General features: G+C 45.8%; 9 protein-coding genes. 2 read left to right on the top strand and 7 right to left on the bottom strand.

All coding sequences use genetic code 11. From position 1 onward, the window contains the following. Window positions 1-238: 238 nt before the first annotated feature. Both BM003_RS08975 and BM003_RS08970 read right to left on the bottom strand, forming a co-directional pair. Window positions 239-1423, bottom strand: coding sequence for an MFS transporter (locus BM003_RS08975; protein WP_093672265.1), 1185 nt, complete (start codon window positions 1421-1423; stop codon window positions 239-241). 179 nt (window positions 1424-1602) lie between these two features. Beyond that, window positions 1603-2121 (bottom strand): P-loop NTPase family protein, encoded by a 519-nt coding sequence (locus tag BM003_RS08970; protein WP_093672263.1) that lies wholly within the window; start codon window positions 2119-2121, stop codon window positions 1603-1605. Between the two features lie 134 nt (window positions 2122-2255). Between BM003_RS08970 and hemH the strand changes: the two genes are divergently transcribed. Next, a complete protein-coding gene (gene hemH, locus BM003_RS08965) occupies window positions 2256-3233 on the top strand; it encodes a ferrochelatase (protein ID WP_093672261.1) in 978 nt (325 codons plus the stop codon). Between the two features lie 139 nt (window positions 3234-3372). On the opposite strand, the gene BM003_RS08960 is transcribed toward hemH, so the two are convergent. From BM003_RS08960 to BM003_RS08950, 3 genes are all read right to left on the bottom strand, one after another. After that, on the bottom strand, window positions 3373-3801 hold the full coding sequence (locus BM003_RS08960; RefSeq protein WP_093672259.1) for a hypothetical protein: 429 nt from the start codon (window positions 3799-3801) through the stop codon (window positions 3373-3375). A 293-nt stretch (window positions 3802-4094) separates the two neighbouring features. Next, window positions 4095-4889: an aldo/keto reductase gene (locus BM003_RS08955; protein ID WP_093672362.1), complete on the bottom strand. Its 795-nt coding sequence runs from the start codon at window positions 4887-4889 to the stop codon at window positions 4095-4097. A gap of 208 nt (window positions 4890-5097) precedes the next feature. After that, window positions 5098-5517 carry a DUF1801 domain-containing protein gene (locus BM003_RS08950; protein ID WP_093672360.1) on the bottom strand — a complete coding sequence of 140 codons (420 nt, stop codon included), beginning with the start codon at window positions 5515-5517 and terminating at the stop codon, window positions 5098-5100. A 205-nt stretch (window positions 5518-5722) separates the two neighbouring features. Here BM003_RS08950 and BM003_RS08945 point away from each other — a divergent pair, with 205 nt between their 5' ends. Continuing rightward, a complete protein-coding gene (locus tag BM003_RS08945) occupies window positions 5723-8656 on the top strand; it encodes an insulinase family protein (protein ID WP_093672258.1) in 2934 nt (977 codons plus the stop codon). Window positions 8657-9070: 414 nt separating this feature from the next. Here BM003_RS08945 and BM003_RS08940 read toward each other — a convergent pair whose 3' ends face one another. Beyond that, window positions 9071-10555 carry a glycoside hydrolase family 32 protein gene (locus BM003_RS08940; protein WP_281242889.1) on the bottom strand — a complete coding sequence of 495 codons (1485 nt, stop codon included), beginning with the start codon at window positions 10553-10555 and terminating at the stop codon, window positions 9071-9073. A 723-nt stretch (window positions 10556-11278) separates the two neighbouring features. Continuing rightward, window positions 11279-12736 carry a glycoside hydrolase family 68 protein gene (locus tag BM003_RS08935; RefSeq protein ID WP_093672256.1) on the bottom strand — a complete coding sequence of 486 codons (1458 nt, stop codon included), beginning with the start codon at window positions 12734-12736 and terminating at the stop codon, window positions 11279-11281. Window positions 12737-13324: the final 588 nt, after the last annotated feature.

Raw genomic sequence — 13324 nt, 5'->3', positions numbered from 1 at the left:
GACTCTGCTCGGGATTCTGGTTCGTGCATTGATTCGTGATTTCGTGCATTAACCTTTGTTTTTCGTGCATTGGCGCTCTATTTTCGTGCATTGGATCGCGGATTTCGTGCATTGACCCAGCTCGGGATTCTGGTTCGTGCATTGATTCGTGATTTCGTGCATGGCGCTCTATTTTCGTGCATTGGTTCTTGATTTCATCGCAAAAGGAACCAGGTACACCTGGTTCCTTCATAATGATTTATTCTTTTAACGGCCGAATCGGCAGCAGCATACCGATCAAGGCAATTGCTGCGGCGCCGATAAAGATCCACTGCATTGAATTGCCGGATGCGATAAACGACAACGTGAGAAAAACGATCAAGTCACAGCATGAATCCACGATTGACAGCAAGGAAATCGTTGTCGCGCGAACCGAAGATGGGATGTATTCATTGCTGATCTGCGAATAGATCGGGTAACGGATCACTTGAACGATCCGCAGCAGAATGAATACACCAATCGCCATCCACAGTGTCGATCCGGTGAACGCCGCTAGCACGAGACCGAACACTGAAAACGCGCCGGTCACGAACATTAACGCGATACGGGAAAAATGATCGGTCAGCCAGCCGATCGAACGCGAGGCAAAAAAGCCGAGCACAGCGGCACCGGCATAGAACAAACCGATGGCTTCAACAGGAATACCCGCATGAGTTAGGAATGGCTGGTCAAAATTTTTGAAAACCGCACCTACCGGAATGAACACCAAGGTGACATTCAGGAACATCAGCAAAAGTAGCGGCTTGCGTTTGATGACCAGAAAGCCTTCCCTGACTTGACGGAAAGGGTTTTCGAACGGCTCAGCAGCCCTTTTTGGTTTCCGCAAGAACAGCGTCAGCACCAATTCTACCAATTGAAACGCGATGGTGAGCAGGATCAGCAAATCAAATTGTAATGTGGTCAAGTCTTTTGCCGCATAGGCGCCGAACAGGACCGCAACAATCATCGCGATGAAGCTGCCGGATTGAATTTTACCCATCGCCTGATCCATCCGATGCTCCTCGCCGCTTTCTTTCAGAGACTCATAGACAAATGCCTCATCGGCACCTGAATAAAAAGTGACGGAGAATCCATTGATGAAACTGTAAAGGAAGAACATCCACGGTTCCGACGCGACGAGCAGCAATGCAATGCTGGCAATTCTGAGCACAGCTCCAGTAATAAACGAGCATTTTGCGCCGAAGCGATCCGCGTATACGCCGGTTGGGATCTCGCCGATCAGAACGGCTGCGCTCCAGCAAAACAGCACTAGGAAAATATCTTGAGCGCTCAGGCCACGCTGCAAATAAAATAAAGTCAGTACGGGTTGTAGGAAATTCATCGTTCCAAAAAAGTCGTTCCAAAATAATAAACGTATATTATATGAAGCAATTGATTTCAAAATCGTTTTCCCACTCTCTAATTAATTTATTGGGTTAATTAGGAAAGCAGGAGATTAGTCGTTCGTCAGTCTAGGCAACCTCCTGCTTCCTGATTTGAGAAGAAGAGTTGTACTTTTTGCATGTGTGATTCCCCCTAAAATTTAATTAGTTCATTATAGCAAAAATGCTGCTCGTCAACTTATTAAAATAGGACCGACACTACCTCTTTCAAATCCTTATCCGTTCTCAGAATGACTGTCTTATCGCGAAAAGGATCAAGATTATGTAAAACTTGTGGTATCCCCTTCGTCTGGAATTGCGCATTCCATTGGAACATTCTCCGGAATATGTGAAAAGTTGGTCGATAATTAGCTTTTTCGATACCTGTTTTCTGGCGAATGAAACGTTTCATAATTCTATAGAGTATTATACGATTGGGCAGATTGAGGAAAATAATCTGATCGGCTTGCTGCATGATCGGTAGCACCCACGTATCATGATGCGCACCTTCGACAATCCACGAATTTTCCTGAAGGATACCTTGCAGCACGCAGTCGCGTTCTGCCGACGCTCGCCGTCTGTCTCCATCCGGATGCCGTTCCCACACCACATTATCGAGTTCATAAGCTGTGATTCCTGTCTTCGCGGCGATTCGCCGGGCGAGCGTTGTCTTTCCGCTGCCAACCGACCCGATGATATAGATTCGTTTTTGTGGAAGCATAGTGTCACCTCACCTTCCAGTTTAACGAAAACCTTGGCTGCCGGCTACCCGAAAAACAAATGCGCTGCAGTACTTATTTGCGCTCAATTTTTGTTACACTAGGGGTATCCTTTTGTGAACAGGAGCTTCTCTTCATGGAAAAAACTGCTGTACTGCTCGTGAATCTTGGTACCCCGGGCGCACCGGATCCAAAATCGGTCCGCAGATATCTGGCTGAATTTCTCAGTGATCGACGTGTTATTGATTTGCCACGCTGGAAATGGCTGCCTATTCTTCACGGTATTATTTTGCGCGTTCGCCCAAAAAAATCGGCAAAACTCTACCAATCCGTGTGGACGGACAAAGGCTCGCCACTTCTGCTCAACGGTCAAAAGCAACAGGCGGCACTGCAAGATCGTTTATCGGAAACCGGTGTACACGTTGTGCTCGCAATGAGTTATGGTCGACCAAACCTGAATGAGGAATTAGAAAAGCTGCATGATTGGGGTGTGCGTCGTCTCATGGTACTGCCGCTTTATCCGCAGTATTCTTCGACCACGGTTGGATCGATCTGGGACGGCTTGCAGCGATCACTCGCGGGGTGGCGTGATTTGCCGGAGCTGCTGTTCATCCGCGATTATCCGGATCATCCAAGCTACATCGCCGCCATGGTTGCGCGCGTCTTGAACTATGTTGCCACTCATGGCATGCCTGATCGGCTCATTCTCTCCTACCATGGAATTCCGATTCGCTACGCGCAAACCGGGGATGATTACCCGCAACGTTGCCGAATCACAACGAAATTAATGAAGCAAAAGCTGCCCAAACTCGCCATTTTGGAAACCTTTCAATCTAAATTCGGCAACGAGGAATGGCTGACTCCGGCGACGATTGATACTGTCCGCAATCTAGCAAGGCAAGGCGTGAATCATGTGGCCGTGATCGCGCCCGGTTTCAGCGCGGACTGTCTGGAAACGCTGCAGGAGCTTGCCAAAGAAAACGCTAAAGCCTTTAACGAGGCGGGTGGGCAGCAGTTCGGCTATATTCCTGCGGTTAATGACAGTGAGCGTTTTATCGATTGTTTGGAGGATCTTGTGCGCAGCAGATTACGATTGAAGCAAAAACATTCATAAAAATGGCCGGAACCTTTTCACGGCACCGGCATTTTTCATAAGTTTATACAAATTGGAGTTGAATCACCGCTGCCGGTGTATGCGTTGTACTAGAGGAGACCTTTTGACGCGGAATTTTTCTGTTGGTATTACTTCTGGGTTACGATGATCTTGCTTTCTTTTTCAGTGTTCGGATCGAGACATCGTGTTCGCCAAGCATTTCGAAGACAGCCGCTTGATTTTCGAGCATCTTGTCCATCGATTTTTGGTTGAGGTCTACTTTTGTGTCGATCTTCTTGACGTAGCCGTGCAGCTTGTCGACGTCGCTGCTCAATGCCGCCAGTTTCGCATCCGATACTTCTTGGCGATCATAAACCGCTTTAAGTATCCGGTTCGTTTCATTAAGCTGCGTTTGCATCAGGTCTTGCTTTTCTTCCATTCGATCCATGCGTGTTTCCATTTGGGACATACGTGTTTCCATTTTTTCCATGCGTGTTTCGATTCGGTCCATGCGTGTTTCCAAGCGGTCGAATCGCTCGTCCATGCCTGTCAGCTTGTCCAAAATCTGAAGGAGCACTTTTTCGCTCATGTGTTTTCCTCCTTTCATCAAATTTATTCGGGTCATGGTGTCTCTTCATGTTGTACTTTTAGTATAGCAAAAATGCGCCTGGATCTATAAATTGTGTAAGCTGAATTCGCCAATTTGTCAAATTTTTAATTAGACTCTCTACTCTGATCACATTCACCTGTATAGATGGTGCCCATTTTATCGAGCGTTTTACCCGTTTTATCGAGCGCTTTGCAAAATTTATCGAGCGTTTTTGCCGATATCAAAAAAAGACCGCCCCCCACAAATTGGAGTCGGCTTCACCTTTTATTCACTTAAAAATCAAAAGTATCCGGATCAGGGCCTGTGCGGTGGTCTTGGTTCAGCGCATTGATTGCTGCCATGTCTTCCGCAGAGAGTTCAAAGTCGACTATTTGCCCGTTCTCCTGAATGCGGCCTTCGTTAACCGACTTCGGAATGGCGATCACACCGCCTTGAACATGCCAACGCAGAATAATTTGGGCAGTTGATTTGCCGTATTTTTTGGCAATGCCTTGAATCGTCTCGTTCTGAAGCAATTCGCCGACCATCAGAGGCGCCCAGGCTTCTAGACGAATACCGTGCTGCTCGCAGTAGTCTTTAAGCGGCTCCTGTGTCAGACGCGGATGGCGCTCAACTTGGTTCACGACCGGTGTGACTTCGGCATCCTTGAGCAGGTCTTCGAGATGATGAATTTGGAAATTGCTGACGCCAATGGCGCGCACTTTTCCTTCCTTATACAGCTGCTCCATCGCCCGCCATGTGTCCTTATATTTTCCGGCGACCGGCCAGTGGATCAAGTATAGATCCAGATAGTCGAGACCAAGCTTAGTTAAACTTTCTTGATATGCCTTCAACGTCGCATCGTAGCCTTGATCCGCGTTCCACACTTTCGATGTGATGAACAAATCTTCGCGCGACAGATCCGTTTCCTCGAGCACTGCCTTGATTCCTTGACCGACACCGGTCTCGTTCTGGTAAATTGCTGCCGTGTCAATCAGCCGATAGCCTGAGCGAATCGCTACTTGCACCGATTTCGCCGCAACTTCCTGATCATCAACCCTGAATACGCCTAATCCCTCGATGGGCATAACGATATCATTATTTAAAACCACTGTTTGCTGTGTCAATGGTCATCCTCCTTAATAAGTCTTCTCTTACAGTGTACATGATGGCATAATTTTCGAATAGTACGCACCTTAATGTACTATAGGAACAAAAAAGTAACCATCAGCACACTCAGTATCTTTGCTCCGCAGATAAAGTATTCCCCTAACAGAAATGGAGCGTTTTCTAGATTCAGCGATTCTGCTTTTTTGAAAAAGCGACCGATACCTTGATCATATCTTTCAGCACCGCGACATTGATATCCGCAAGCTTATTCACATAGATACACGCTTTTCCTCGTGTGTGTTTGCCAAAATTCGGTGCGAATTTTTCATAATCCTCATCGTCCATCATCAGGTACAGGCTGATTTTCGCTTTTCGCGGAGAAAATCCGGTAAGCGGTGCATCGCCTTCATGCCCGGAAGCGTACTTGTAATGATACGAACCGAATCCGATGATGCTCGGTCCCCACATTTTCGCCTCAAAGCCGGTTACTTCCGTAAAAAGATCGAGCAACAGATAAGCATCCTCGCGCTTTTCCGGACGTTCCACCGTTTCAACAAAATCAATCACACTATTGTCGGTCTCTTTTGTTTTCGGTACATAACCCATATCCGTCACCTCGCTCATTTTTTTGGTATCAGTATGAAAATTGCCCTTTCTGTACATTTTAAACAAAGATGCGAGATCATGAAAACCGCGGATTGTCAAAGGCATTATTTTCTAAATAATACTGTATAATAAAAGTGTTGCATTTTCCGTTCGGCACAAAGCCGCATTTCCGGGAACGAGACACGTTTTAATAGGAGGTTACTTAATGGAAACACTCACTCAAAATAAGGTAGTCCATGGTTTTCGACTGCTCCATACCGACACAATCCAAGACATTCACTCAGAAGCCTATGTGTTCGAGCATGAGAAAAGCGGCGCGAGGTTATTGTTTCTGAAAAACGACGATGACAATAAGGTCTTCTCGATCAGTTTCCGCACGCCTCCGGAAAATAACACCGGCGTTTTTCATATTCTTGAGCACTCGGTCCTTTGCGGTTCCGACAAATATCCGGTCAAAGAACCGTTTGTCGAACTGCTCAAGGGTTCGCTGAATACCTTTTTGAACGCCTTCACCTTCAGTGACAAAACGATGTATCCGGTGGCAAGTAAAAATGATAAAGATTTTCAGAATCTGATGGACGTCTATCTCGACGCTGTTTTCCATCCGAACCTTTATAAATACAAAGAAATTCTTCAGCAGGAAGGTTGGCATTATGAGCTGGAAAAAGCCGATAATCCGATCAATCTTAAAGGGGTCGTTTACAACGAAATGAAGGGCGCTTTTTCCTCGCCTGAGGGCTTGCTGATGCGCGCGAACCAGAACTCGCTGTTCCCGGACACCAGTTATGGCTATGAATCCGGTGGCGATCCGCTTTATATTCCTGATTTGACTCAGGATTACTTCACGCAATGCCATAAGAAGTATTACAGCCCGGCCAACAGCTACATCTATCTGTACGGCAATATGGATATTGAGGAGAAACTTGCCTACCTTGATCAGGCCTATCTTGCCGGCTACGATCGCGTTGCTGTCAATTCGTCGATCGCCGTGCAGAAACCAATTGGTAAAATCAATGAAGTGATCAGGGAATACCCTGTACTCCCTGATGCAGATCTGAATGATAAAACCTACTTAAGCATGAATTTCGCCGTATCAACATCTACCGATCCGGAAACCTATCTGGCGTTTGACATTCTCGACTATTTGCTGCTCGATAGCCCGGCAGCGCCGCTGAAGAAAGCAATTCTCGATGCGGGCATCGGTCAGGACGTCTTCGGTTCCTATGATAACAGCATTCTCCAGCCGTTTTTCTCCATTAATGTGAAAAATGCGAACGAGAGCCAGAAGGAAGCCTTCAAAAAAGTTGTTTTCGATACGCTGCGCATGTTCGTGAAAGACGGATTGGATAAAAAACAAATTGAAGCGGCAATCAACGTTAAAGAATTCCAGCTGCGCGAGGCCGATTACGGTTCCATGCCAAAGGGACTGATCTATAGCATCATGGCCATGGACAGCTGGCTCTATGATGAAGACCCGTTTATACATCTGAAATTTGAAGGTACCTTGGCAAAAATCAAGCAGGCGCTGACTACTCATTACTTCGAGGCGCTGATTGAAAAATACTTGCTGAACAGCAATCATCAAACCTTTGTGACGGTCGCTCCTTCAAAAACAATTGCAGATAAGGAAGCCAAGTTCGTTGAAACAAAACTGGCCGACGTCAAGAAAAGTTTGAGTGCGGAAGGCGTGCAGCAGATTATTGAAGAAACGAAAAAGTTGAAGGAACGTCAGTCCGGCGCAGACAAGCCGGAAGACTTGCGTAAAATTCCAACGCTGTCGGTTGCCGACGTAGAGAAAAAAGCTGAGGAACTCCCGCTGAAGGAAGTCACGATTGACGGTGTCAAAGCGCTGCATCATGATCTGGAAACAAATAAAATTGCCTATGTCAGTCTCTATTTCGATGCGTCTGCGGTTCCTGCCGATCAGATTTCCTCTCTTACGCTTTTGCAGGAGATTCTTGGAAAGGTCGATACCGAAAAATACCCGTATTCGGATTTGGTCAGTGCGATCAATAGTCAGACCGGCGGCATTGATTTTGATAATCAGACGTATAGCGACAAGTCCGATGACGATACCTACGCGCCTAAATTTTCTGCAAAAACCAAGGTGCTTCAAGATAAATTACCTCAGGCGTTTGCGCTCATTCATGAGATCATCTACCACAGTAAATTTGACAACGCATCGCGCATTCGGGAAATCGTCAAAGAAATTAAGTCGCGCGTTGAAATGTCCTTTAACCAAAACGGTCAATCGGTTGTCGTCCGCCGGCTCGGCTCCTATTTTTCACAGGCTGCCGCTTATAGCGAAAAATTGAGAGGTCTGGATTTCTACCGCTTCATTTCAGATTTGGATAAAAATTGGGATGATCGTTTTGAAGAATTATCCGGTACTTTATCTGCGCTGGCAAAGCAGCTGTTCAACAAAGAATCGCTCGTCGCAAGTATTACCGGTGACGCCGCGATACTGAGCACCGTTGAGGCACAATTCGCTCAACTCGACTTGCAAGCACAATCCAATGCAGCAGAACGCGGTTCGAAAAAATTACCGGAACCGGAAGCAAAAAATGAAGGCTTAATGACCTCCAGCAAGGTTCAATATGCGGCAAAAGGTGCGAACTTTAAGTCACTCGGCTACGACTATACAGGCAAACTTCAGGTATTGAAAAAAATCCTGTCACTTGACTACTTGTGGAATCAAGTGCGCGTGATGGGCGGCGCTTACGGCGCAGGACTCGCGCTCGAATCGGCGGGCAACATGATCTTTTGGTCGTACCGCGATCCGAACTTGAAGGAAACCCTGAACATCTATGACGAAGCAGCGAAATTCGCTGAAGCGTTTGACGCCGACGATTTCGAAATGACAAAATACATTATCGGGACCCTGTCCGATCTTGATACACCGCTGACCCCGCGCGGCAAAGGCAGCATGGCTGACGCCCAGTATTTCAAGCACATCACTCAGGCTGATGTACAAGGAACTCGCGACGCAGTGCTTGATACCAAGCTTGCTGACATCAAAGAGTTCGGCAAGCTGCTGAAATCCGTCACTGACCAGGGTTGGGTCTGTGTCCTCGGCAGCGAAAGCAAAATTCAACAAAATAAAGACCTGTTCCAGTCATGCATCAACGTGTTCGACTGAATGGGATAAGGAAAGAGCTGTGAGCACTTCGCTCACAGCTCTTTTTTCGTATTTAGAATTAGATTTAGTTACTTTTGATGTATTGGTTACGATTTTGGAAGTTTGTTACGACTTTTCATCTATTCGTTACTACTTTTTCGATTTTCGTTACTACTTTTCATGTATTGGTTACGACTTCGGAATTTTGTTACGACTTTTCATCTATTCGTTACGACTTTTTCGGCGTTCGTTACTACTTTTCATGTATTGGTTACGACTTCGGAATTTCGTTACTACTTTTCATTTGATGGGTTGAACTTCACCTGTTTCAGTTCATTTTTCCCTTCCTTTGGTTGAACTTTGACCTCATTCGGTTTCACTTTTCACAGTTTTGGTCTCGCTTCTGATTTCGGGTCAATTCGCTTAACTTCGATGTTAGTTAATCGAACGGAAGTGTTTGATCTCGATATTTTTAAAAACTGCGGTTCCGCCTTCGGAGTACAGGCTGATGCCTTGGTCGTTCTGGCGCGGAAACACTTGATTGGTAAGTACGGTCCGGCCGTCATCGACGAATACTTCAATGCTTGTTTTATCGACGAGGATTTTCAGATGTACACGCTTGGTGCCTGCCGCGAGCGGCGCACGACTTTCCACACTGTTCTTCTTTTTATCCGGTTGACCTGTAAACGCGCGATTGACGTAGAGATAGCCCCCAGTCGAAAAAATACCACTATCGATATGCCGTTCTTTGTCTTCGGATTCACGCAGCCTAAGTCCCACGTTGCCGGCATCGGTCCATGAAATGTCGGTGTCAAGTTGATATGCGATTCCGCGCACGTCCAGCGTTTTTGTCCCATTGACTCGTACCAGTTTCAGTTGTTTCGTTGATTCGACGATTTGGTTCAATCCGTCAATCGGCTGTGAAACGAGGCTGTACTGATCGCCTTTCTTCATCAAGTGGATGTGACGCACAATCGAATTCACACCGTTGAATTTATCCATCTTTAAGGTCGGCGTGTTGTTCGGGTAATCCCAATTGTTCATCCAGGCGATCGCGTAACGCGAATCAAGCGACGCCTTTGCTTTTTCGAATGTCACGCCGGCATACCAATCGAATCCGTAGTCCAGCCATTGCGGCATATCGTGATCTGCGATAAATTTTTTACCGTCAAAATCACCAATCCAATAGGCGTATGTATTCGGCAGACCCGCCGATTTTCCGTTCGCGCTCGCGCCAAGCACCCATTTGACCGTTCCGTCATCAGCACGCAGTTGGAACAGATCCGGACATTCGACGATTCCGATATTATGAGTCATGAACCCATTCGTGTACTGCCATTCTTTTAAATTTTTTGATTCATAAATGCCAATTTTCGATCCTTCGGCGAGCAGCAGCAGCCATTTATGACGTGCGCCATCCCAGATCACCTTCGGGTCGCGGAAGTCCTTCACTCCCGGATTGGGCAGTACAGATCTTTCATTGTCCTGTTTAAAGGTTTTCCCGTCATCGGTACTGTACCACAAAAACTGCTCTTGGTTTCGCTGCGCAGGAGGCTGGGTCACGATCGCCACCAGCGTATTTTTGCCGAAACCAGCCGTATTTTCCGTATCGCGCACAACCGATCCGGTCCAGATATCGCCGTTTTTATTCGTGTATTTTGGAATCGCAACCCCATCGTCTTTCCAGTGCACGAGATCCTTCGACGTCGTTAAACGCCACTCTGTCCCGTTTCCTTTCGGATAATCACGATTGTACAAATAGTAATAATGGTACGTTCCGTTAAAATAGATCGGCCGTTGGGGATCATTCATCCACTTGTCCGGAACTGAAAAATGATAGACCGGACGATAAGAACGGTCCGGTTTTTGAACGCCGATTTTCTCTTTCGGACGAAATACTCCGGAGAAAACAAGCGCCATAACGACAAAAAGCAGGCTAAGTACAATTAAGCTCACTGCAACCATAATTTTTTTATTCACAGGTAATACCTCCGACCTGTCACTTTTCCAAAAAGAAAATGTCGCCTTTAATCGACACCATTTTCACCTCGTATTATTATGAGCCAATCCATTCATGGCTATGAATAATCATTACGTAAGAAAAAACGGGCAAAAAGCGCCCGGTCCTTACTTCCGCAGGATGCGGTAGCTTTCGCGTTGCTTGCAGGTCATATGCCATATGCGGCATTAGCGAAAGTTCCTTTGCTCCAAATGTCGTTTTGAATCATCAGCCTTGTGCGTGAACAACCATTTCTGTTTCATTAAGCATTCTGGCCTTCATTAGGTAACGAGTAAAATAAGCGGAAACTTTCCGGTTATATGCATCATGGCGCTTGTTTTACAGATACATAAGGGTAATTTTTCCGGTTATACACAGAAAAGCCCGCCATTTTCACGTTTTTCGATTCGATAAGCGGAATTTCTCCGTCTATTTAAGCAATTTTTTCATTCATTTTCTAATTAAGCGGAATTTTTCCGCCTAATTCTCAGATTGAACCGCTTACCTGATCTCTCCAACCGAATCTTATGACCTTATCGTCGTACCAACAAGGCAAAACGATAAACGTTCTTCACCTGTAAAAAAGACTCCTGTCAAAGGAGTCTTTACATGTTCTTACTTTATTCATGTTCTCTTCTTGATTATTAATCAATCGTGAGCTGGCCTTGATCAAGGATGCTGTTTGGTTCAACGGATGACCGCGAACCTTGCAGCTTCACAAGAAAGCTTGGGGCAAAGGTTGAGTGCTGGTCGTCAAATGTCCCTCTGTTCGTCATGTAGCTCGTGATGACTACTTTATTTCCACGTTTCTGCGGTACTGCAAAATGCGAGTAGGTCCACGTGATGTCATCGGTATCCAAGCCCATCTGAAGTACGAGACCACTGCCGTTGAGTGGGTGATAGGTACCGGTCAACGAGTTGGAAACATAACCCAGCATATACACATCTTTGTCGCCAATGCCGTCAATCGTCATTTTCGCGCCGCGCGAATCGGTGAACAGATACCATTTGCCGTTCATTTTGAAAATGTTTGCTCGCTCGATTTCGTCCGTTACCGTATTGGATGCAATCAACGGTTTCATGACTTTTTTCAGCGTATAGTCATCATTCAACTCAATAATGCCCAGTGCTCCGTTGGCGAGTGTCGCAAGATTCTTTTTCGGACTTTCGAGCAATGCCTTGCGTTCCTTTTGGAAATAACGGAGCCCGCCGCCATAGTATGCGCGGTTGTTAAATTGATCTTCGCCTTGATAGCCGACCTTCGTTCCTGTGTTTGCTTCGAAAACAAGGTATTTACGACCCTTGTCTTCAACATAGTGCGGATCACGGAAGGTGTGGTTGTCCATTGATTTATCGCCGGCAACAAATTGATCAACCGTTTGATAGTATTTTCCGTCACCGTCAAAGATTGATTTCAAGTCTTCAATGCCGTCAATCTTCAATGTATCCGCGTCCGGCTGTGAAAGATTGATCTGCGCGGTTGTCAGTGTTTGTTTTCCGTAAAGTTTCTTGTCTTCATTCCACGGATGGCGGTTGGTGTAGAACAGACGAACCTTGCCGCCTCGGGTCAGTGTCGCCGATCCGGACCATTCCTCTGCTTGATCTTTCAGAATCGGATCGTTCGTCTTTAAATGATCATCAGATTGGAACACGCGGCCAGCATTTTTCCAGCTGTCGATTGATGTGTCACCCTTCTTTTGATAGAAAAGATAGATGAACGTGTCGCTGCCAACTTTCGGATCACCGGCAAGCGCGAAGACGATGTTGTATCCTTTATAATCGCCAACGGTTCCGTCCGCGTTCTGCAGCGGCCAGCTGTCCCAAACGTCCAAATCAATTTCTTTTCCATCCTTGTCTTTACCAACTGCCGATGGAAGATTTTCAATCGTCGATTCATCGAATTCAGGTACCTGGAAACGTTCGTTATCTTGCTGATTCGGAATCTTGCTCATATCGTAACGTGTAATGTGCGAAATGCCATAAGTCTTGTTTTTTCCAAAATAGTCACTTGGCTTTGCCGACACATGCCCCGTGCCGCCAAGTAAGAAGGTTACCGCCAAAGCAGCAGCTGCTGTCTGTTTTGCGATTTTGCCAAATCTCATTGTGTTTTCCTCTCCCTGTATTCATTTTTGTTGAGCACCGTCTCATGAACGCGAGCAAGTCTATTGACATGCTTCTCTGTTTTTTGCTGCATGCAGGCAAAATTGTCAACCGGTTGTCAATTGGCCACTGACGGGTCTACCCAAGAATACGTGGTAGCACGTAAGACCGTCAATGGTAAAAAAAGAGGAAATTCTGTTCCATTTTGGAAAATGGATTCTAATGATGACTATGACTTTGAACATATATATTATTTCATTTGTAACTAATAATGTAATATTTTCCAGAAAAAAGAATATCGAACTTTAAAAACTATTTAATGAAAAAAGCTTGTTACGTCAACGGGTCAATCTATAAATAAAAATCAATGTAAGCGCAGCCGGAAAAAGCGTTGGCAAAGCTAATTGATGTAATTTTTCAGTAACAAAAAGCAGGCTGAATGACCTATGATCAAAAAATGAGCGACCTTTAAGAATCGATGAATTCATCTATAATGCAAACGGCTCACCACTCTGTTTGTGCATGGAACTCGGATTTTCGTGCATTGGATCTTGATTTTCGTGCATTGAATCACTATTTCCGTGCATGAA

This window comes from Sporolactobacillus nakayamae (assembly GCF_900113325.1).
Taxonomy (GTDB): domain Bacteria; phylum Bacillota; class Bacilli; order Bacillales; family Sporolactobacillaceae; genus Sporolactobacillus; species Sporolactobacillus nakayamae.
Note: the sequence above shows the minus strand (reverse complement) of the source record. Positions and strands in the feature narration are given on the sequence as shown.

Coding starts and splice junctions, on each gene's coding strand:
- BM003_RS08940 (WP_281242889.1), bottom strand. CDS start 10,555: ATGGCGCTTGTTTTCTCCGGAGTATTTCGTCCGAAAGAGAAAATCGGC.
- BM003_RS08960 (WP_093672259.1), bottom strand. CDS start 3,801: ATGAGCGAAAAAGTGCTCCTTCAGATTTTGGACAAGCTGACAGGCATG.
- BM003_RS08955 (WP_093672362.1), bottom strand. CDS start 4,889: ATGCCCATCGAGGGATTAGGCGTATTCAGGGTTGATGATCAGGAAGTT.
- hemH (WP_093672261.1), top strand. CDS start 2,256: ATGGAAAAAACTGCTGTACTGCTCGTGAATCTTGGTACCCCGGGCGCA.
- BM003_RS08945 (WP_093672258.1), top strand. CDS start 5,723: ATGGAAACACTCACTCAAAATAAGGTAGTCCATGGTTTTCGACTGCTC.
- BM003_RS08970 (WP_093672263.1), bottom strand. CDS start 2,121: ATGCTTCCACAAAAACGAATCTATATCATCGGGTCGGTTGGCAGCGGA.
- BM003_RS08935 (WP_093672256.1), bottom strand. CDS start 12,736: ATGAGATTTGGCAAAATCGCAAAACAGACAGCAGCTGCTGCTTTGGCG.
- BM003_RS08950 (WP_093672360.1), bottom strand. CDS start 5,517: ATGGGTTATGTACCGAAAACAAAAGAGACCGACAATAGTGTGATTGAT.